12 protein-coding genes are annotated in these 21,757 nt (G+C 53.8%); 3 read left to right on the plus strand and 9 right to left on the minus strand.

Annotation, left to right across the window (positions count from 1 at the left end):
* Window positions 1–43: 43 nt before the first annotated feature.
* Both ACQE26_RS00480 and ACQE26_RS00485 read left to right on the plus strand, forming a co-directional pair.
* On the plus strand, window positions 44–199 hold the full coding sequence (locus ACQE26_RS00480; RefSeq protein ID WP_003155608.1) for a hypothetical protein: 156 nt from the start codon (window positions 44–46) through the stop codon (window positions 197–199).
* A 179-nt stretch (window positions 200–378) separates the two neighbouring features.
* Complete coding sequence (locus ACQE26_RS00485; protein ID WP_003155609.1) at window positions 379–513, plus strand: YflJ family protein; 135 nt, start codon at window positions 379–381, stop codon at window positions 511–513.
* 40 nt (window positions 514–553) lie between these two features.
* On the opposite strand, the gene ACQE26_RS00490 is transcribed toward ACQE26_RS00485, so the two are convergent.
* On the minus strand, window positions 554–1,213 hold the full coding sequence (locus tag ACQE26_RS00490; protein WP_500470361.1) for an MOSC domain-containing protein: 660 nt from the start codon (window positions 1,211–1,213) through the stop codon (window positions 554–556).
* A 67-nt stretch (window positions 1,214–1,280) separates the two neighbouring features.
* Between ACQE26_RS00490 and ACQE26_RS00495 the strand changes: the two genes are divergently transcribed.
* Entirely contained in the window at window positions 1,281–1,553 is a 273-nt protein-coding gene (locus ACQE26_RS00495; protein WP_064778127.1) for an acylphosphatase, read from the plus strand.
* On the opposite strand, the gene nosA is transcribed toward ACQE26_RS00495, so the two are convergent.
* The 8 genes from nosA to ACQE26_RS00535 form a co-directional block, all read right to left on the minus strand.
* Entirely contained in the window at window positions 1,547–2,638 is a 1,092-nt protein-coding gene (gene nosA, locus ACQE26_RS00500; RefSeq protein ID WP_500470362.1) for a nitric oxide synthase, read from the minus strand. The genes ACQE26_RS00495 and nosA overlap by 7 nt on opposite strands.
* 123 nt (window positions 2,639–2,761) lie before the next feature.
* Complete coding sequence (locus ACQE26_RS00505) at window positions 2,762–3,556, minus strand: MBL fold metallo-hydrolase (protein WP_500470363.1); 795 nt, start codon at window positions 3,554–3,556, stop codon at window positions 2,762–2,764.
* 51 nt (window positions 3,557–3,607) lie between these two features.
* A complete protein-coding gene (gene citM, locus ACQE26_RS00510; RefSeq protein ID WP_500470364.1) occupies window positions 3,608–4,906 on the minus strand; it encodes an Mg(2+)/citrate complex secondary transporter CitM in 1,299 nt (432 codons plus the stop codon).
* A 193-nt stretch (window positions 4,907–5,099) separates the two neighbouring features.
* On the minus strand, window positions 5,100–6,062 hold the full coding sequence (locus ACQE26_RS00515) for a tripartite tricarboxylate transporter substrate binding protein (protein ID WP_500470365.1): 963 nt from the start codon (window positions 6,060–6,062) through the stop codon (window positions 5,100–5,102).
* A 12-nt stretch (window positions 6,063–6,074) separates the two neighbouring features.
* Window positions 6,075–6,755, minus strand: coding sequence for a response regulator (locus ACQE26_RS00520; protein ID WP_047476460.1), 681 nt, complete (start codon window positions 6,753–6,755; stop codon window positions 6,075–6,077).
* Window positions 6,752–8,356: a sensor histidine kinase gene (locus ACQE26_RS00525; protein ID WP_500470366.1), complete on the minus strand. Its 1,605-nt coding sequence runs from the start codon at window positions 8,354–8,356 to the stop codon at window positions 6,752–6,754. Before ACQE26_RS00525 ends, ACQE26_RS00520 begins: the two co-directional genes overlap by 4 nt.
* A gap of 179 nt (window positions 8,357–8,535) precedes the next feature.
* Window positions 8,536–11,031: an exosporium glycoprotein BclB-related protein gene (locus ACQE26_RS00530; protein ID WP_500471431.1), complete on the minus strand. Its 2,496-nt coding sequence runs from the start codon at window positions 11,029–11,031 to the stop codon at window positions 8,536–8,538.
* 172 nt (window positions 11,032–11,203) lie between these two features.
* Entirely contained in the window at window positions 11,204–21,727 is a 10,524-nt protein-coding gene (locus ACQE26_RS00535) for an NTTRR-F1 domain (RefSeq protein ID WP_500470367.1), read from the minus strand.
* Window positions 21,728–21,757 lie beyond the last annotated feature (30 nt).

Genomic DNA, 21,757 nt, shown 5'->3' on the forward strand with positions numbered 1-21,757 from the left:
TGCTACACTGGACATATGTCTGTGAAAGGAGCCATTTTTCAACATGTGGTTTATTATCTTCGGGTTTATTTTCTTTATTGAAAGCATCATTCTTACCGTTTACGGGGTGAAGAAAAAGAAGGGGATGCTGATTTATTTCGGCGTCGTATTCGGAATTATGACACTCGGCACGGTGCTGTTAAAATTAACCGGCCATTAAGCATGAAAAGACCGTCCTTTACATATATATGTAAGAAAGCTTTACATCTCTGAATCGAAAGGCTCAGTTTTTGCTTTACCCCTTTTCAGTGTCTTTTTATAGATGTTACAATGCCAAAAGTTTGGCAAAAACTGAAGAAACTCTCCCCTGAGGGAGAACGGAGAAAGGAGTTTTCTGACATGCATTATGGCAGTAAAGGCTGGTATGTAGAAGAATTAAAGAAAAAAGGAATTACCCACTATGAAGGAAGAAAGCTTCAAAGCTTCAAAAAGTATTTCCTTGCCAATCTGCTGGAAACAAAGAAACAAGCATAACGTCAATCAGCCGTGCTGTCAGTGCAGCACGGCTTTTTTTCTATACATTCAAGAGCCTGTCTCTTTTTTTAAGAAAGGACTCCCTCCAGCTTTCTGACAGCGCTTCTTCCCGGAGCACTTCTTCAATGGCCGGCAGATTGCCTGAATCACGGTATTTCACTTCATTCGCATACCAGACGGAAATGCTTTCTTTGCCTCGCGACAAACGCTTGAGGACCGGATGCGGATCGACATATCCTTCTTCAAGCACCCTGAAATAAAAGCCGGTAAATCCCGTCTGCTGTACACGGAGCACCATATCTTTGATGCCGTACTTGAGGGCGAGTTTGACGCAGGGCTGGCGCGGCTGGCTTACTTGAACGACGGCTTCGCCCAGCTGAAACACGTCTCCGATCCATACGTCCTGTTCGGCCAGCCCTTTGACTGTTACATTCTCTCCGAACGCTGCGGCGGGCAGCTTTCTCGCAAGCGTTGTTTCCCAATATGAATAATGCTCGGCGGGATACACGCACACCGCTTTATCAGGGCCGCCGTGATTCTTCAGATCGGCTTGTCCGTCCCCCGCAAAATGGGTTTTATACAGCATGACGGGAGAATCCGCAGGCTGCTTGACGATGCCGGAATTGATTTGTCTGCCGGCAAATTCAAGAGTTGCCGGCATTCCGAGATTGATAGATAAGACAGAATAGTCTTGCGTCATCCCGTTCACATCCTTTGCGAAATATCATATCTTTCCTTTATCATAGTAGGAAAAAGGTGGTTTTTCCATGCTTCAATATCATATGTTTGCAGACGGCAGGGTTCAAGGCGTCGGTTTTCGCTACTTCGTCCAGATGGAAGCAGACAGACATAAGATTACCGGCTGGGTTAAAAACCGCGATGACGGCCGGGTTGAAATCCTTGCCGAAGGCCCTGAAGAGTCGTTAAAACACTTTGCCGAAGCCGTCAGAAAAGGCAGCCCCTTCTCAAATGTAACAAGCGTAACCATCGAAGAATCACGCCATCTGAAAGGGTACCGCACCTTTTCCATCAGTTACTGATAAGGCTTGTCCTGATAAAAATAATTCGGCTTCACAATCGTATTGTCGTATGATTTATGGAAAATGTGGGTGGAAGCCGGCGAGATCGGCGGAATCAGCCAGGTCCAGTCTCCCGTCAGCTTTCTGCCCGCGTCTTGTTCCTGCTCTTCAAAGCGCTTAAATTGATTTGCCGCCGTATGATGATCGACAATGCTGACACCGTGTTTTTTGTATGAATAGAGCACTGCCTTATTCAGTTCTACAAGCACCTGATCTTTCCACAGGTCGGTATTCAGGCTGGATGAAATCCCTATGGCCGACGCGATTTTTCTGAGCAGATCATACCGTTTTTCATCAGCAAGATTCCTTGCGCCGATTTCGGTTCCCATATACCAGCCGTTAAAAGGCGCCGCGTTGTACGACAATCCGCCGATTTCAAGCCTCATATCGGCGATAATCGGAACCCCGTACCATTTGATATTCAAATCGGCAAACTCTACTATATCAGGATGGGAGATCGGCACCTCTTTCACGAGAGCCTGAGGCAGGTCGTACCAGACCGGCTGCTCGTCCCCTTTCATCCGGAACAGCAGCGGCAAAATATCAAAATCAGTCCGCTTTCCGCGCCAGCCGAGCTTTTCGCAGACAGCCGTCAGCTCATACGATGCCGGATCGCCGATTCTTCCTTTTTCAGTCTCATATCCCGCATAGCGGATGAGCTGATGATTCCAGATTTCCACCTGTTTCTCCCCATTCTTCTCAGGAGGGAAAATCGTAATTGTCGGTTTAATTTTTCCGCCGTTCGTCGCGATTTCGATATGTTCAAATAAAGCGTCGCGCACCTCTTCTTTCGTATTCACGCCGCGCCGGTCAATGACGTTCAGCGATTGCCAGAACAGACGCCCGATACAGCGGTTGCTGTTGCGCCATGCCATTTTCGCCCCGTGTTCAAGCTCTTCCGCCGTATGGACGTAACTGCCCGTCCGATCTATCTCATCTTTTATCGCGTGAAGACGCGTATTGATTTGCGATTCCATGCCGAGTTCCTGATAGCAGACCTCAATAAAATCCTTCGCCTCATCCCAGAGTAATTCCGTATGTTTCAAAAAACTCTCTCCTTCAATTTACATCTGCTTCCCATTGTATCGTTTTTAAGGGTGAACACAATGGTTTTTTTGTCTCATACTGGAAAGTACAAAGAAAAAACACCTGTGATTTTCGCAGGTGTTTCACAAAACGGAATGCAGTTTTTCAGCCAGTGTAAGCAAATCATCACGGTAGCTTTTTCCTGACATCGGAATCCCATGACCCGTCAAAAGCGCTTCCGGCTCCAGTTCAGCCAGTTTTTGAACGGATGCTGCCGCAGTCTGCGTATCCGCTGTGAAATAGGCGGGCGGCCCGTGAAGCTCTTGCTTTTGAATGACAACGTCCGCAAGGGATTCCTGTTCAACAGTGATCACGGCATCACCGGCAATCAGAACGCGGTCTTTCTCCCGAAATAATGAAATATGGCCGGGGGTGTGGCCGGGCGTATGAATCCATTTCCAATCTTCAAGCAATGGAACGGCGCCGTCTGAAGGCAGCGCCTGAACGGACGGAATGCGGATCGTATGGCGGGGAAACAGCGGGGACAGCTTTGCGACAAGCCCTTTTTTCGCATCGGGCCTGGCAGGCGGGTAATCCGCTTTTCCCGTGACGTACGGGAGCTCCTGTTCATGAATATAAACCGGTACATCCCAAAGTTTAAGCAGCTCTTCCATCGCACCGACATGGTCAAAATGGCCGTGCGTCAAAATGACCGCCTTCAGCTGATACCCCTCGCCGAACCGGCTTTTCATTTCATCTGTAATCATTTCTGCCGATTGCGGCATTCCCGCGTCAACCAGAATGATTTCCCCCGGAGCTGAGGGATTTTCGATAAAGTAAACATTCGCAATCTGCACGGTCAGTCCGTAAACGCCGTCCGCCGCTTTAAAACCGACGCCGCTTTTAACCGAAAAAAGCGGCATAAACGGATCACTCATCATGGCACCTCCTCTGATGCCTTTAGTGTGCGACGAACAGGCTGTTTTATGTTAAAAAATCGTAATCGCGCCGATAAGGAGTGCAAAGGCAGTCATGACGATAACGGCGAGAACCGCCCATTTCATCGCAAATTTCTGATGCTCATCAATGGTTACCCCGGCAAGCCCGACTAATAAATGCGTCGACGGTACGAGCGGGCTTAACATATGAATCGGCTGGCCGATAATTGAAGCGCGGGCGATTTCCACCTTATCAACACCATACGCCACGGCGGTTTCGGACAAAATGGGCAGTACGCCGTAAAAATAGGCGTCATTGGGCATCAGAAATGTAAAAATACCGCTCGTTAAGGCAACAATCGCCGGAATAAATCCCCCCAGCTGCTCCGGAATAAGCGAAACGAGAGAGATGGCCATTTCATCAACCATCTTCGTCCCCGTCAAAATTCCGGTAAACACGCCTGCGGCAAAAATCATCGACCCGATCGCCAGCACATTGCTCGAATGGGCTGAAATGCGCTCCCTTTGATCGTTAAGCTTCGGATAATTGACAATCAGCGCGATACAAAACGCGATGATGAACAGCACGGTTAAATTCACTTTTCCTGATACTAAAAACCCGACTAAAGAAAGCGTTAACAGTAAATTGAACCACCACAGTTTCGGCCGCTTCCATTCATCTTCTGCAGCCGCAGCCGTTTCATTTGTATGGGACGGCTGCTTTAATTCGATCACCCCAAGCCGTTTCCTTTCCATCCTTCCGAGTACATAAGCGACCGCAATCATACACACCATGCCGCTCGCAATGACAGGCAGCATCGGTCCCGTCAGCTCCGCCGGGTCCACGCCGAGCGCGCTCGCCGCACGCGGCGTCGCGCCGCCCCATGGGATCGTGTTCATAATCCCCATGCCGACCCCGGCGATTCCCGCTAAAATAATCGGACGGATTCCGAGCATGATATATAAAGGCAGCATTGCGCTAGTTGTAATCATATACGTCGTCGAACCGTCTCCGTCCAGCGCGACAAGCATGGTCAGCACGGCTGTTCCGACAACAATTTTGAGCGGATCGCCCTTGACCAGTTTTAAAATACGCGCAACCATCGGATTGAATAAACCGGTATCAATCATAATGCCGAAATAAAGAATCGCAAACATAATCATGACTGCAATCGGCGCCACCTGTTCAATACCGGAGATCATCATCCCGCCGACCCGATTAAATGAAAAGCCGGCAATCAGCGCAAATACGATCGGCGTCAATACGAGCGCCGTTAACACCGAAAGCCGTTTTGTCATAATCAGCACCATAAAAACAACCATCATAAGAAAGCCTAAGATTGCTAACACAGTATGTCCCCCTTATTATGAATACGCTTACATTTTAAAGGCCCGATTCCCCTTTATCCGCCTTTTTGCTATATTATGAGAATTGCATATTGAAGTAAATATTTTGGATTTTAAAGATTTTTAATTTTTTATAACCTTTTCGTTCATTTTGTTCATTTATAAATAAAAAGGATTCCGCATGTATGCGGAATCTTTATTTTTCGCTGCTCATCATTTCTTTATAAAACTCGGTCTGCTCTTCTAAAAAGTGTTTTGCGCCGCTGCTGTTTTTATAAAAACTCTCCCAATCCCGTTTTTTCATCATTTGTTTCCACTCCGCAGATGAGGTAATCTGTTTCAAAGCCTGATCCCAATAAGCGATTTCGCCTTCGGTCATGTCTTTCGGTCCCATGATGCCTCTCCAATGCGCAAAGACAAACGGCACCCCCTGTTCTTTCCATGTCGGAACATCGCTGAAGCCTGAAAGCCTTTTGTCAGAAGTAACGGCCGCTAATGTGATTTTCCCTTTTTGATAGGTGTCTCTCGCTTCTGAAATGGTCATCGAGGCGGCATCTATATCGTGGTTGATAAGAGCTTCAATGACTTCATTGCTGCTCCCGTATTGAAAAAAGCGGATATCAAACGGCGAAATTCCCGCCATTTCCACGGCTCTCGCAAAGGAGAGCTGGTCATCATTTCCGAGACCGGGCGCAAATCCGATCTTTATGCCGCCCGGATGTGTTTTAATATCCCCGAGCAGCTGCTTTCCGCTTTTTATCTTTGAATCTTTCGGAAGAGCGACAGTCTGCCACTCTTTTGCGATAATCGCCAAAGGCGTAAAATCATCTGCCTTCAGCCGGCTTTGTCCTAAAATTTCATTGCTTAACAGCAGGCTTGAATTCATACTGATGACATCCGTTTTGCGTTCGTTTACATATTTCCAGCCGCTGTCTCCGCCTCCGCCGGGCTTATAGACAATCTTTACGGACCGGTCTAATATATGCTTCCGCTCTATTACCGATTGCAAAGCTTTTGCCGTTACATCCCAGCCCCCTTGAGGCGCTGCGGGTACGACGATTTCAATCGGCCCTCCGGCTGAGCGGATGCCCGCCATCTGCCGTCCGTCAAATGAAACCAGCGCCGCCAGCAAAACAAGGAGCACTCCCAACCGCTTCATTTCTCCCATCCCTTATTCATGTGCTAAATAATATTTCCGTTCCGGCCTGCCGATAATGCCGTACTCTAATTCAGCGAGCGCTTCTTCCTGAGAAACGAGAAACTCGGCATAGCGCCGCGCCGTTGTTCTGGAAGCCCCCATTTTTTCACCCAGTTCTTCAGCCGTCATCCCTTTTTCGGCAGTCCTGAGCGCGTTTTTTATCTTTTGGAGTGTAATAGAATTAATGCCTTTGGGCAGATCATTGAGCTGTTTTTGTTCTTTCTGGCCGCTTCCGAAAAACATATCGATGACGGACTGGCTCAGCTCCGGCTGTGAGTGCAGCCATTCTCTTTTTTCACGGTACTGCAAAAGCACTTCTGTAAATTTATGTGCCGAAACCGGCTTTATGACATAGTGGGAAACGCCTGATCTGAGCGCTTCCTGCAGCAGTCTTGTTTCGGCAGAAGCCGTAATAATGATGATATCAACAGAAGGAAAACGGCAGCGGATGAGCGGAAGCAAATCCGTTCCCAGCTCATCCGGCATATAAATATCCAAAAGCAGCAGATCAGGCTGCCGGTTCTCAAGCAGCGATATGGTGTCTTTGGCATTGATTGCTTTGCCGATGACATTGAATCCATCAAGATGTTCGATGAATTTTTCATGGATTTGCGCGATTCGAAAGTCGTCCTCTGCAATCGCGATGTTAATCACACGGATTCCCCCTTTGGCCTTTCTTTCGGTATAAACACCGTAAATACGGCACCGCCGCTCTTTTGCTGCGAAATCTCTATCCATCCCTGCAATTCACTGACGGCTTCCTTCAGATTGGCTAAGCCGTATCCTCTCCTTGTCCCCTTTGAAGAGTATCCCTTTTCAAATATCGTTTCTGTTTTTTCCTGAGGCACCCCGTCTCCTGAGTCCGCCACTTCTATGACAATATCCCTTCCGATATCGGTCATAAAAAAGGATACCTCTTTTTTCTCTTTTTCGGCGACAGCTTCGAAAGCGTTATCAATAAGATTTCCTATGATTGTAATGAGCTGGGATGAGCCCACATGCGCCGGCAGCGATTCTAAAAAGCTGTTTTCATCTATTGAAAGCTTCACTTTCTTCTCAGATGCCTTTCCCATTTTTCCTAATAGTATGGCCTGAACCCGCTGTGAATGAATGTTTTGAAAGAGGATTTCGTGCTGTTCATTCTGGATGGCGTACTCTTCTTTAATCAGTTCAATGGCTTCATCGTATTCTCCCAGTTCTAACAGACCGAGTATCGCGTAAAGCTTATTCGAGAATTCATGCGTTTGCGCACGGAGATCTTCCGAGTATTTTTTTATTTCAGTCAGCTCGTTAATCAGCTTCTTGAGCTCCGTTTTTTCGCGAAAGCTTATGACCGCTCCGTATACTTGCCCGGCCTGTCTCATCTCTTTCACGTTTAAAATAAACACTTTATCCCCGGCACGCACCTCCACATTCGGCGGTAATTCTCCGCCTGCAAAAACCGGCATGAGCCTTGCGCCCGGCATAATTTCTTTTATATGCCTTCCGATCATCGGTTCCGGAAGATGCAGCATATCAGCCGCAGACAAATTCATCATGGTTACCGCGCCTTCTTTGTTTACGGCGATAATCCCTTCTTTAATCGCAAGGAGCATCGCATTTCGCTCCCGGTACAGCGCCGCAATTTCATGCGGTTCAAGGCCGAGTGTATCTTTACGGATGCTTTTTGCGAGCGCCGCCGCTCCCCCGATGCCGATAAGGAACACCAAACATGCAAAATAGCTTAAGTGCCGCAAATGCGCTTTCATATCTTTTTCTATCTCATCTTGCAGAAACTCGACTGTCACCGTTCCGACGACTTCGTTATGATTTTTTTCCTCCAGAATAACCGGTGCGCTTCCCCGGACGGCCTTCATTCCGTCAGAAACCGGAGCCCCGCCGAACATGACAGCTTTGTTTTTCAGATTTTGATTATCTTTCGGAATGCTGCTGCGGGCCGAATGAAACACGGCACGCCCTTTTTGATCGGTAATGTAGACGGCGTGCGCACCTGCCTGTTCTTTCATTTGTTCAATGACGTCTAACTTTTTAAAAGCATTTTGATCCGCAAGCCGGAATGCCTCTTTTACAGGCGGCATGTATGATATGGTTTTTGCCGTCTGCACCGCCAGCTGTTCCGCCTGCTTCTGGCCTTCCTTTAATTGCTGAAAGGCAAATATAACAGTAAGCGTTCCGATGACAAGTATTAATAAAGCCGTAATTAATCCGGCGATTTTCATTTGCAGAGAGACATAAAACCGTTTCTCTTCCAACACAGCACCAGCCGTCCTTTCCTCCTAAAATCATACCACTTTTTATATCCTTATTTTTTATTTTTAAGAATTTTCGTGATCTTTTTCTCTTGCCGATTTTCAAAAAGGATGGTAGGCATATTTTCACTTTTGAGGATTTATGTAACAAAAAAGAACACTGACCGAAGTCAGCCTTCTTTTTATCAGGAAATCGTAACTCCCGCGCTTGCGTATCCCGCCACTGTATTAATAAGAGAAAGACCCGACGCAGTGGCGGAGAATACCATTAACAGCCGGGTTTGAGGAGTTACCGCAATGTTCAGCCCTGTAGTGATTCCGTTGCTGATGCTGCCGATTGACAATACGCCGGTAAGGGCAGGAGCTAAAGTGACGGATGCTCCGGGAATCGGCGTGAACGTATTATTCGGCACAGCGGAACTGTATAATTGTGCAGTTATCGTAACAGTCGAGCCGACAAGCGACAATGCTGCGGTGGTACTGAAATAGGCGGCAATTGATGTAATGGTTCCGCTTCTCGGAGCAGAAAAAGCAAAGTTCAGCAGAGTCCCTCCGGCTCCGGTAAGATCAATTGCGCCTCCCCCTCCGACATTGACGCCCGTCACAGAACTGCCGAACCCGACAAGGCTCACCGTTCCGATTAATCCGCCGGCAATCGTGGTCACGGCAGTCGGAAGACCTGAAGCATAAGGAATGATCGAGCCTGCTCCGGTTACACCCGTTACTCCGGTGGCTCCGGTTATCCCTGTTGCTCCCGTTGAGCCGGTTACACCAGTTGCCCCGGTTATCCCGGTTGCTCCGGTTATTCCAGTGGTCCCCGTTACTCCGGTTGGTCCTGTCACCCCGGTTGCTCCCGTTATTCCTGTCGCTCCGGTTACTCCGGTGGCTCCTGTTACTCCAGTCGCGCCCGTTACTCCGGTTGCTCCCGTTATCCCGGTTGCTCCCGTTACTCCAGTGGCTCCGGTTAAACCTGTTGCTCCTGTTATTCCTGTCGCTCCGGTTACACCAGTGGCTCCGGTTATCCCGGTTACTCCCGTTGAGCCGGTTACCCCCGTTACCCCGGTAGCGCCGGTTACACCAGTTGCCCCGGTTATCCCGGTTGCTCCTGTTATTCCAGTGGTCCCCGTTACTCCGGTTGGTCCTGTCACCCCGGTTGCTCCCGTTATTCCTGTCGCTCCGGTTACTCCGGTGGCTCCTGTTACTCCAGTCGCGCCCGTTACTCCGGTGGCTCCCGTTACACCAGTTGCTCCGGTTAAACCTGTTGCTCCGGTTGCTCCCGTTACTCCGGTTACGCCTGTTACCCCGGTGGCTCCCGTTATTCCTGTCGCGCCCGTTACTCCGGTGGCTCCTGTTAACCCAGTTGCTCCGGTTATCCCGGTTGCTCCCGTTACTCCCGTTGAGCCGGTTACTCCCGTTATCCCTGTTGCTCCTGTTAACCCAGTTGCTCCCGTTACTCCTGTCGCGCCCGTTACTCCGGTTGCTCCTGTTAACCCAGTAGCTCCGGTTATCCCGGTTGCTCCCGTTTCTCCAGTCGCGCCTGTATCTCCAGTAGCTCCCGTTATCCCGGTTGCTCCCGTTATCCCAGTTGCTCCTGTTAACCCGGTTGGCCCTGTTATCCCAGTTGCTCCTGTCACCCCAGTTGCTCCTGTTAACCCGGTTGGCCCTGTTATCCCAGTTGCTCCTGTTATCCCGGTTGCTCCCGTTTCTCCTGTTATCCCGGTTGCTCCTGTTAACCCAGTTGCTCCGGTTAACCCGGTTGGCCCTGTTACTCCCGTTACTCCGGTGGCTCCCGTTAACCCGGTTGCTCCGGTTATCCCTGTTGCTCCCGTTACTCCGGTGGCTCCCGTTATCCCGGTGGCTCCGGTTAACCCGGTTGGCCCTGTTGCTCCTGTTACCCCGGTTGCTCCCGTTACTCCTGTTGCTCCGGTCGATCCTGTCACCCCGGTGGCTCCCGTTATTCCTGTCGCTCCGGTTACTCCGGTGGCTCCTGTTATCCCAGTGGCTCCCGTTACTCCGGTGGCTCCTGTTATCCCGGTGGCTCCTGTTAACCCGGTTGGCCCTGTTACTCCCGTTTCTCCGGCGACTCCCGTTAACCCGGTGGCTCCGGTTGCTCCGGTTACTCCAGCTGCTCCCGTTATCCCGGTGGCTCCGGTTAACCCGGTGGCTCCCGTTACTCCGGTGGCTCCGGTTAACCCAGTTGCTCCCGTTATCCCTGTTGCTCCTGTTATCCCGGTTGCTCCTGTTACTCCGGGGTCGCCTGTTACTCCGGTCGCTCCAGTGAACCCCGTTGCTCCAGTTACCCCGGTGGCTCCCGTTACTCCGGGGTCGCCTGTTACTCCGGTCGCTCCAGTGAACCCCGTTGCTCCAGTTACCCCGGTGGCTCCCGTTACTCCGGGGTCGCCTGTTACTCCGGTCGCTCCAGTGAACCCCGTTGCTCCAGTCAGCCCCGTTGCTCCGGTCGCGCCTCTCATATGATAATGATTTGGATGACAGCACGGACACCATCTTTCATGACAGCAAGAGTTTTCACAGCAGCATCCTTCACAGCAATGTGCTCGATTATGGTAACTGCGTCTTTGATTTCTTCTTTTGTGTTGGGAATGACAGCAACAATCATTACAATACCGGCAGTCATAATCTCCAGAGTCGTATCTGTTATACCAAGTATCTCCTTTTCTCATTACACCACCTCTTCTTGCATAATATTTTTTCAAAAACAAATGGTGTTTCAAAAACCCATTTAAATGATCAACTGGTCTCTAAGAGTGAATGTTGCACAGCGTTTACGGAAAAAAGACCTAACCGCGTATCAGTCAGGCCTTTCATCTTTAAAATATCAGACTGCTATTTTCATCAGGTTGTCGGAAAACTTATGCTGTTAAAATCGATATTGAGAGCAATAGCTGTCGTTAAATCATTAGCAGTTGTGAAAATAACCCTGAGCTGGTAAGTGTTCGTTCCTGCGGTCGGCGCAGTATCCACTGTTGTATCAGCAATGGAAAAACTATCCGTAGCTGCGGTAGTACTAGTTCGCGCCAGAGTTCTTGTATGAATTTGCACTGCCCCCCTATATAATCTCACTTCATAAACAAAGTTTGAATTTGCTGTAGTTGTTAATGCGACACTGAGTGCATAATCAAGCTTTACATTCTCCAAAGCATTAACTGGAATTGCCAGCGTAGCGATGGGAACTTCTGTATTTAACGGCGGATAAACAGTGAGCGGCCCATTAGTTCTTGTGAAGAGCAAGGTTGGTGTACTGCCTGTGGCGCCGGTTGGACCTGTTGAGCCGGTTACTCCCGTTGGGCCCGTTGCTCCTGTTACACCTGTCGAGCCGGTTGCTCCTGTTACACCTGTTGAGCCGGTTGATCCTGTTGCTCCTGTTGCTCCTGTTACACCTGTTGAGCCGGTTCGGCCGGTTACTCCGGTTGCTCCTGTTACTCCGGTTGGGCCCGTTACACCAGTTGGGCCAGTCACTCCGGTGGCTCCTGTTGAGCCGGTTGGACCCGTTACACCCGTTGGGCCAGTCACCCCGGTCGGGCCTGTTACCCCGGTTGGGCCTGTTACTCCGGTGGCTCCCGTTACTCCGGTGGCTCCCGTTACTCCAGTTGCCCCGGTTGCTCCTGTTACTCCTGTTACTCCAGTTGGGCCAGTCACCCCGGTTACTCCTGTTGTTCCTGTTGGACCCGTTACCCCAGTTACACCTGTTGCTCCGGTTGGGCCCGTTACACCCGTTGGGCCAGTCACCCCGGTCGGGCCTGTTGCCCCGGTTGCTCCTGTTACTCCTGTTACTCCAGTTGGGCCAGTCACCCCGGTTACTCCTGTTGTTCCTGTTGGACCCGTTACCCCAGTTACACCTGTTGCTCCGGTTGGGCCCGTTACTCCGGTTGAGCCGGTTACACCAGTTGAGCCGGTTGCTCCCGTTACTCCGGTTGATCCTGTTACTCCGGTTGAGCCGGTTGATCCTGTTGCCCCAGTTACTCCTGTTGAGCCGGTTGATCCTGTCGAGCCAGTTGCACCCGTTGGACCGGTTGGGCCCGTTACACCAGTTGGGCCAGTCACCCCGGTCGGGCCTGTTACCCCGGTTGGGCCTGTTACTCCGGTGGCTCCGGTTACTCCTGTCGCGCCCGTTTCTCCGGTTGAGCCCGTTACACCAGTCGCGCCCGTTACTCCTGTTGAGCCGGTTACTCCTGTCGCGCCCGTTACTCCTGTTGCCCCGGTTGATCCTGTTACTCCTGTTACTCCAGTTGCCCCGGTTGCTCCTGTTACTCCAGTCACTCCGGTTGGGCCAGTCACCCCAGTTACTCCTGTTGCTCCTGTCGCACCGGTTGAGCCCGTTGCCCCTGTTACTCCTGTTGCTCCTGTCGCACCGGTTGGGCCCGTTACCCCAGTGGCTCCGGTTACTCCTGTCGCGCCCGTTACTCCTGTTGCCCCTGTTACTCCTGTTACTCCTGTTACTCCAGTTGCCCCGGTTGCTCCTGTTACTCCAGTCACTCCGGTTGGGCCAGTCACCCCAGTTACTCCTGTTGCTCCTGTCGCACCGGTTGAGCCCGTTGCCCCTGTTACTCCTGTTGCTCCTGTCGCACCGGTTGGGCCCGTTACCCCAGTGGCTCCGGTTACTCCTGTCGCGCCCGTTACTCCAGTTGCCCCTGTTACTCCTGTCGATCCGGTTGGGCCGGTTACTCCGGTTGATCCTGTTGTTCCTGTTGGACCCGTTGGGCCAGTGGCTCCTGTTAGACCGGTTACCCCGGTTGCTCCCGTTACTCCAGTTACTCCAGTTGCTCCAGATGCTCCGGTTGGACCTGTTGAGCCCGTTACTCCTGTCGATCCGGTTGCTCCTGTTACTCCAGTTGCACCGGTCGCTCCGGTTACTCCTGTTGCTCCCGTTACTCCAGTCACTCCGGTTGCCCCAGTATCACCGGTTGCTCCCGTTACTCCTGTTGCTCCGGTTGGGCCAGTCACCCCGGTTGGGCCGGTTGAGCCTGTTGCTCCTGTTGTTCCTGTTACTCCTGTTGCACCTGTTGCTCCGGTTGTTCCCGTTACACCAGTTACTCCAGTTGCTCCTGTTGCCCCGGTTGGACCTGTTGAGCCCGTTACACCAGTTGGGCCAGTTACGCCTGTTACTCCTGTCGCTCCGGTTGGACCGGTTGGACCGGTTGGACCTGTTTCTCCTGTCGATCCTGTTTCCCCGGTTGAGCCGGTTGGGCCGGTTTCCCCAGTTGAGCCGGTTGGGCCAGTCACCCCGGTTGGGCCCGTTGCTCCTGGCGCACCGGTTGGACCCGTTTCCCCAGTGGCTCCTGTTACTCCAGTCGCGCCCGTTACTCCGGTTGCACCTGTTGCCCCTGTTCCCCCTGTTGCTCCGGTTACTCCTGTCGATCCGGTTACACCTGTTGCTCCCGTTTGGCCAGTTGGGCCGGTTACTCCTGTTAAGCCAGTTGCACCTGTTGGGCCAGTTTCCCCGGTTGCACCTGTTACTCCTGTCGATCCAGTTTCTCCGGTTGAGCCGGTTTCTCCTGTTGGGCCAGCTGCTCCGGTTACTCCTGTTGCTCCGGTTGAGCCGGTTGCCCCGGTTGATCCTGTTACACCAGTTGCTCCAGTTGAGCCGGTTACACCAGTTACTCCGGTTGATCCTGTTGCTCCTGTTACACCTGTTGCCCCGGTTGGACCTGTTGACCCGATTGGACCTGTTGGGCCCGTTGCTCCAGGTGCTCCTGTTACTCCTGTTACACCTGTTGCCCCTGTTACTCCAGTCGATCCGGTTGATCCTGTTGCTCCGGTTGAGCCCGTTACTCCGGTTGAGCCCGTTGCTCCGGTTACTCCTGTTTCCCCTGTTACTCCAGTCGATCCGGTTGATCCTGTTGCTCCGGTTGAGCCCGTTACTCCAGTTACACCTGTGGCTCCCGTTGGGCCAGTCACCCCGGTCGGGCCGGTTGAGCCGGTTACGCCAGTTGGACCAGTTTCACCAGTCACTCCTGTGGCTCCTGCCGATCCGGTTGGGCCTGTTACTCCTGTTGCCCCGGTTGCTCCTGTTACTCCTGTCGATCCAGTTTCTCCGGTTGATCCCGTTACACCTGTTGATCCCGTTGCTCCAGTTGGGCCAGTTTCCCCTGTTGCTCCGGTTTCTCCAGTCGCTCCTGTTGCCCCGGTTGGACCGGTTGACCCTGTTACCCCAGTTGCACCTGTTGCCCCGGTTGTTCCTGTTGGACCCGTTGGACCAGTTTCACCAGTCACTCCTGTTGCTCCTGTTGCCCCGGTTACACCAGTTACTCCTGTTCTTCCGGTTGCTCCCGTTACTCCAGTCACTCCGGTTGGGCCAGTCACCCCGGTTACTCCGGTTGGGCCGGTTGCTCCCGTTGCACCAGTCACTCCGCTTGCTCCAGTTACTCCTGTTGCTCCTGTCGCACCGGTTGAGCCCGTTGCCCCTGTTACTCCTGTTGCTCCTGTCGCACCGGTTGGGCCCGTTTCCCCAGTGGCTCCTGTTACTCCTGTCGCTCCCGTTACTCCAGTTGCACCCGTTGCTCCGGTTGAGCCAGTTGCACCGGTTGGACCGGTCGACCCTGTTACTCCTGTTGCTCCCGTTACTCCAGTCACTCCGGTTGCCCCAGTTTCACCTGTTGCCCCGGTCACTCCCGTTGCTCCGGTTGGACCTGTTGTTCCGGTTGAACCCGTTGGACCAGTTTCACCAGTCGATCCGGTTGAACCTGTTGCTCCGGCTGCTCCGGTTGGACCTGTGGCTCCTGTTACTCCTGTTACACCTGTTGCCCCTGTTACTCCTGTCGATCCGGTTGGGCCGGTTTCTCCGGCGGCTCCTGTTGCACCAGTTGCTCCTGTTACTCCAGTCACTCCGGTTGGGCCAGTCACCCCGGTTGAGCCGGTTGGACCCGTTCCCCCAGTTACACCTGTTACTCCTGTCGCTCCGGTTGACCCTGTTACCCCAGTTGCCCCGGTTGCTCCCGTTTCTCCGGTTGAGCCTGTTTCTCCTGTTGGGCCGGTTGCTCCTGTTGGGCCTGTTACCCCAGTTGTTCCTGTTGGACCCGTTGGGCCAGTTTCTCCGGTTGGCCCGGTTGCTCCTGTTGCCCCGGTTGAACCTGGTACTCCAGTCACTCCGGTTGCTCCGGTTGGACCTGTTGGCCCTGTGGCTCCTGTTACCCCATTTGCTCCTGTTTCCCCGGTTGCTCCCGTTACACCTGTTGCACCTGTTACTCCTGTCGATCCGGTTGGGCCGGTTTCTCCGGTGGCTCCTGTTGCACCAGTTGCTCCTGTTACTCCAGTCACTCCGGTTGGGCCAGTCACCCCGGTTGAGCCGGTTGGACCCGTTCCCCCAGTTACACCTGTTACTCCTGTCGCTCCGGTTGACCCTGTTACCCCAGTTGCCCCGGTTGCTCCCGTTACTCCGGTTGAACCTGTTTCTCCTGTTGAGCCGGTTGCTCCTGTTGGGCCTGTTACCCCAGTTGTTCCTGTTGGACCCGTTGGGCCAGTTTCTCCGGTTGGCCCGGTTGCTCCTGTTGCCCCGGTTGAACCTGGTACTCCAGTCACTCCGGTTGCTCCGGTTGGACCTGTTGGCCCTGTGGCTCCTGTTACCCCATTTGCTCCTGTTTCCCCGGTTGCTCCCGTTACACCTGTTGCACCTGTTACTCCTGTCGATCCGGTTGGGCCGGTTTCTCCGGTGGCTCCTGTTGCACCAGTTGCTCCTGTTACTCCAGTCACTCCGGTTGGGCCAGTCACCCCGGTTGAGCCGGTTGGACCCGTTCCCCCAGTTACACCTGTTACTCCTGTCGCTCCGGTTGACCCTGTTACCCCAGTTGCCCCGGTTGCTCCCGTTACTCCGGTTGCACCTGTTGCTCCTGTTACCCCAGTTGCTCCTGTTACCCCAGTTGCCCCGGTTGCTCCCGTTACTCCGGTTGCACCTGTTGCTCCTGTTACCCCAGTTGCTCCTGTTACCCCAGTTGCTCCGGTTTCTCCTGTTGGGCCTGTTACCCCAGTTGTTCCTGTTGGACCTGTTGCTCCGGTCGCTCCTGTTTCCCCGGTTGAGCCTGTTGGGCCGGTTTCCCCGGTTGCTCCCGTTTCTCCGGTTGAGCCTGTTGCTCCGGTCGCTCCCGTTTCTCCGGTTGGACCTGTTGCTCCGGTTTCCCCTGTTACTCCTGTTACTCCTGTCGCTCCGGTTGACCCTGTTACTCCTGTTACTCCTGTCGCTCCGGTTGACCCTGTTACCCCAGTTGCCCCGGTTGCTCCCGTTACTCCGGTTGCACCTGTTTCTCCTGTTGGGCCGGTTGCTCCTGTTGGGCCTGTTACCCCAGTTGTTCCTGTTGGACCCGTTGGGCCAGTTTCTCCGGTTGGCCCGGTTGCTCCTGTTGCCCCGGTTGAACCTGGTACTCCAGTCACTCCGGTTACTCCCGTTACACCTGTTGCCCCTGTCAATCCAGTTGCTCCCGTTACTCCGGTTACACCAGTTGCACCTGTTACTCCAGTCGATCCGGTTGGGCCTGTTAAGCCAGTTTCCCCGGTTGCTCCGGTTTCTCCCGTTGCACCAGTCACTCCGTTTGTCCCGGTTTCTCCCGTTGCACCAGTCACTCCGGTGGCTCCGGTTACCCCTGTTGCTCCTGTTACTCCCGTTACACCAGTTACTCCTGTTGCTCCGGTTGCACCCGTTGGACCTGTTGATCCTGTTGTTCCTGTTACTCCAGTTGGACCGGTTGACCCAGTGATTCCAGTCACTCCTGTTGCTCCGGTGGCTCCTGTTGCTCCAGTTGCTCCGGTTTCTCCAGTCGCTCCTGTTTCCCCGGTTGAGCCCGTTACTCCTGTTGCACCTGTTGCCCCGGTTGTTCCTGTTGAACCCGTTGGACCTGTTGGGCCGGTTTCTCCGGTTAGACCTGTTGCTCCGGTTTCTCCTGTCGATCCTGTTACTCCGGTTGCACCTGTTGACCCTGTTGCTCCAGTCACTCCGGTTGCCCCTGTTGGACCGGTTGAGCCTGTCGAACCCGTTGGACCAGTTTCACCAGTCACTCCGGTTGCTCCTGTTGGGCCTGTTACCCCAGTTGTTCCTGTTGGACCCGTTGGGCCAGTTTCTCCGGTTGGCCCGGTTGCTCCTGTTGCCCCGGTTGAACCTGTTACTCCAGTCACTCCGGTTGGGCCAGTCACCCCGGTTGAGCCGGTTGCTCCCGTTACACCAGTTACACCTGTTACTCCTGTCGCTCCGGTTGACCCTGTTACCCCAGTTACCCCAGTTGCCCCGGTTGAACCTGTTGCTCCTGTTACCCCAGTTGCTCCGGTTTCCCCAGTTGCTCCGGTTTCCCCTGTTACTCCTGTTACTCCCGTTACTCCTGTTGCCCCTGTTACCCCAGTTACCCCAGTTGCCCCGGTTGAACCTGTTGCTCCTGTTACCCCAGTTGCTCCGGTTTCCCCTGTTGCTCCGGTTTCCCCTGTTACTCCTGTTACTCCCGTTACTCCCGTTACTCCTGTTGCCCCTGTTACCCCAGTTACCCCAGTTGCCCCGGTTGAACCTGTTGCTCCTGTTACCCCAGTTGCTCCGGTTTCCCCAGTTGCTCCGGTTTCCCCTGTTACTCCTGTTACTCCCGTTACTCCTGTTGCCCCTGTTACTCCTGTTGAGCCGGTTACTCCGGTTGGCCCGGTTTCTCCCGTTGCACCAGTCACTCCGGTTGGCCCGGTTTCCCCGGTTGCCCCAGTTTCACCTGTAGCTCCCGTTACTCCAGTTACTCCGGTTGAGCCGGTTACTCCAGTTACTCCAGTCGAGCCGGTTGCTCCAGTTACTCCAGTCGAGCCGGTTGCTCCCGTTACACCAGTTACTCCAGTTGCCCCGGTTGATCCGGTTGCTCCTGTTGCTCCTGTTGTTCCGGTTGCTCCTGTTGCTCCTGTTACTCCAGTTGGCCCGGTTTCTCCCGTTGCACCAGTCACTCCGGTTGTCCCGGTCGTTCCCGTTGCTCCGGTTACTCCTGTTGTTCCTGTTGGACCCGTTGGGCCTGTTGCTCCTGTTGCTCCGGTTATCCCTGTTGCTCCGGTTACTCCGGTGGCTCCCGTTATCCCAGTGGCTCCTGCTATTCCCGTTACTCCGGTTACTCCTGTTAAGCCTGTCGCTCCTGTTGGGCCTGTTACCCCAGCTGCTCCGGTTGCTCCGGTTACACCAGTTGAGCCGGTTGGACCCGTTGGACCTGTTTCACCAGTCACTCCTGTTGGGCCGGTTAAGCCTGTCACTCCTGTCACTCCGGTTGAGCCGGTTGGACCAGTCACTCCTGTTGGACCTGTGGCTCCTGTTACTCCCGTTATACCTGTTGCACCTGTTACTCCTGTCGCTCCGGTTGGGCCGGTTTCTCCGGTGGCTCCCGTTTCTCCGGTTGAGCCTGTTGCTCCGGTCGCTCCCGTTTCTCCGGTTGGACCTGTTACTCCAGTCACTCCGGTTGGGCCAGCCACCCCGGTTGAGCCGGTTGGACCCGTTCCCCCAGTTACACCTGTTACTCCTGTTACTCCTGTCGATCCGGTTACACCTGTTGCTCCCGTTTGGCCAGTTGGGCCGGTTACTCCGGTTACTCCAGTTGGGCCAGTTGCTCCGGTTGATCCGGTTGCTCCTGTTACTCCAGTTGGGCCGGTTACTCCTGTCGCTCCTGTTTCTCCAGTTGGGCCGGTTACTCCTGTCGCTCCTGTTGCTCCGTTTACACCTGTTGCTCCTGTTGCTCCTGTTGCTCCGGTTGATCCGGTTGATCCGGTTGATCCGGTTGATCCGGTCGATCCGGTTGCCCCTGTTGATCCGGTCGATCCGGTTGCCCCTGTTGATCCGGTCGATCCGGTTGCCCCTGTTGATCCAGTCGATCCGGTTGATCCCGTTGGGCCCGTTTCTCCAGTTACTCCTGTCGCTCCGGTTGCCCCGGTTACACCAGTTGCCCCGGTTGCTCCGGTTACACCTGTTGCTCCGGTTACTCCAGTTGGACCTGTTGACCCGGTGATTCCGGTTGCTCCGGTTGCACCCGTTGCTCCTCTTACTCCAGTTGCCCCGGTTGCTCCCGTTGCTCCTGTTACCCCAGTTGCTCCTGTTGCTCCGGTTGCTCCGGTTGCTCCCGTTGCTCCGGTTGAGCCCGTTGGGCCGGTTTCTCCTGTTGTTCCAGTCACCCCGGTGGCTCCTATTGCTCCGGTTTCCCCTGTTGCTCCGGTTGAACCTGTTGCTCCTGTTACCCCTGTTGCTCCTGTTACCCCTGTTGCTCCGGTTTCTCCTGTCGATCCAGTTTCTCCGGTTGCTCCCGTTGGGCCGGTTTCTCCTGTTACCCCTGTTGCTCCTGTTACTCCCGTTACACCAGTTACTCCTGTTGCCCCTGTTACTCCTGTTGCCCCGGTGGCTCCTGTTGCCCCAGTTTCACCTGTTGCGCCAGTTGCTCCTGTCGATCCAGTTACTCCTGTTATCCCGGTTTCTCCGGTTGCACCAGTCACTCCGGTTGGCCCGGTTTCTCCGGTTGCACCAGTCACTCCGGTTGGCCCGGTTTCACCTGTGGCTCCCGTTACTCCAGTTACTCCAGTTGCCCCGGTTGAGCCTGTTGCTCCGGTTGGACCTGTTGGACCGGTTGGACCTGTTTCTCCTGTCGATCCTGTTTCCCCGGTTGAGCCGGTTGGGCCTGTTTCCCCGGTTGCTCCAGTTGAGCCGGTTGCTCCAGTTGCTCCGGTTGCACCTGTTACTCCGGTGGCTCCTGTTGCTCCGGTGGCTCCTGTTGCTCCGGTTTCCCCAGTTGAGCCGGTTGGGCCAGTCACCCCGGTTGGGCCCGTTGCTCCTGGCGCACCGGTTGGACCCGTTTCCCCAGTGGCTCCTGTTACTCCTGTCGCGCCCGTTACTCCGGTTGCACCTGTTGCCCCTGTTGCTCCTGTTACTCCTGTCGATCCGGTTACACCTGTTGCTCCCGTTTGGCCAGTTGGGCCGGTTACTCCTGTTAAGCCAGTTGCACCTGTTGGGCCAGTTTCCCCGGTTGCACCTGTTACTCCTGTCGATCCAGTTTCTCCGGTTGAGCCGGTTGCCCCGGTTGATCCTGTTACACCAGTTGCTCCAGTTGAGCCGGTTACACCAGTTACTCCGGTTGATCCTGTTGCTCCTGTTACACCAGTTGCCCCGGTTGGACCTGTTGGGCCCGTTGCTCCAGTTACTCCGGTCGCTCCGGTTGATCCTGTTACACCAGTTGCTCCAGTTGCTCCAGTTGAGCCGGTTACACCACTTACTCCGGTTGATCCTGTTGCTCCTGTTGCTCCTGTTACTCCAGTTGGGCCGGTTACTCCTGTCGCTCCTGTTTCTCCAGTTGGGCCGGTTACTCCTGTCGCTCCTGTTGCTCCTGTTGCTCCGTTTACACCTGTTGCTCCTGTTGCCCCTGTTGATCCGGTCGCTCCGGTTGCCCCTGTTGATCCAGTCGATCCGGTTGATCCCGTTGGACCGGTTGATCCGGTTGCCCCTGTTGATCCAGTCGATCCGGTTGATCCCGTTGGGCCGGTTGATCCGGTTGATCCGGTCGCTCCGGTTGCCCCTGTTGATCCAGTCGATCCGGTTGATCCCGTTGGACCGGTTGATCCGGTTGCCCCTGTTGATCCGGTCGCTCCGGTTGCCCCTGTTGATCCGGTCGCTCCGGTTGCCCCTGTTGATCCGGTCGCTCCGGTTGATCCCGTTGGACCGGTTGATCCGGTTGATCCGGTTGATCCGGTTGAACCTGTTACACCTGTTACTCCAGTCGATCCGGTGGCTCCTCTTACTCCAGTTGCTCCTGTTGCTCCTCTTACTCCAGTGGCTCCTGTTGCTCCCGTTACACCTGTTACCCCGGTTGCTCCTCTTACTCCAGTTGCTCCTGTCGCTCCAATTGGGCCGGTTGCACCAGTTGCTCCCGTTACCCCGGTTGCTCCCGTGGGACCCGTCACTCCTGTGGGGCCTGTAATACCCGTTACGCCAGGTTCACCCCCGGTTTGTGCCAATGAAACATCGTCTATTAAAACCGTGCCGGAAGAAACTTTACTTAATACAATGACAGCAGAGGCCGCGCCAGAAGGCACACTGCTTGTTTTATAGATTTCAGACCATGTATAAAAGAGCACGTTCGGCAAATTTCCGGGTGTGATATTTTCTTGAACGGAACTGATTTGTTCACCTGCTGCGCTGACATATATGATCTGGAGGGTTACCTGGGGACTTGGCTCATTTCCGAGCGTTGCCAGTGATACGAATAGAGTCAGTGACTGAGCTGAAATGGGGATGATTTGACTGAGGTAAGCAAATGGCTGAGTTCCAACAAATTGTGCAGAATATCTCCCTGAATGTGCAAACAAACTGTTAATCTGGGTATTTGCCGAACTCCAACCCTCTAATGTGCCGGTTTCAAAGCTCCCATTTATAATCGGATTATTCATTCAAGCTTTTTCCCTCTCCTTTCTGTTGCG

The organism is Bacillus sp. 5RYD7K (assembly GCF_059831465.1).

Coding starts and splice junctions, on each gene's coding strand:
- ACQE26_RS00480 (WP_003155608.1), top strand. CDS start 44: ATGTGGTTTATTATCTTCGGGTTTATTTTCTTTATTGAAAGCATCATT.
- ACQE26_RS00485 (WP_003155609.1), top strand. CDS start 379: ATGCATTATGGCAGTAAAGGCTGGTATGTAGAAGAATTAAAGAAAAAA.
- ACQE26_RS00490 (WP_500470361.1), bottom strand. CDS start 1,213: ATGACGCAAGACTATTCTGTCTTATCTATCAATCTCGGAATGCCGGCA.
- ACQE26_RS00495 (WP_064778127.1), top strand. CDS start 1,281: ATGCTTCAATATCATATGTTTGCAGACGGCAGGGTTCAAGGCGTCGGT.
- ACQE26_RS00505 (WP_500470363.1), bottom strand. CDS start 3,556: ATGAGTGATCCGTTTATGCCGCTTTTTTCGGTTAAAAGCGGCGTCGGT.
- ACQE26_RS00515 (WP_500470365.1), bottom strand. CDS start 6,062: ATGAAGCGGTTGGGAGTGCTCCTTGTTTTGCTGGCGGCGCTGGTTTCA.
- ACQE26_RS00530 (WP_500471431.1), bottom strand. CDS start 11,031: ATGAGAAAAGGAGATACTTGGTATAACAGATACGACTCTGGAGATTAT.
- ACQE26_RS00535 (WP_500470367.1), bottom strand. CDS start 21,727: ATGAATAATCCGATTATAAATGGGAGCTTTGAAACCGGCACATTAGAG.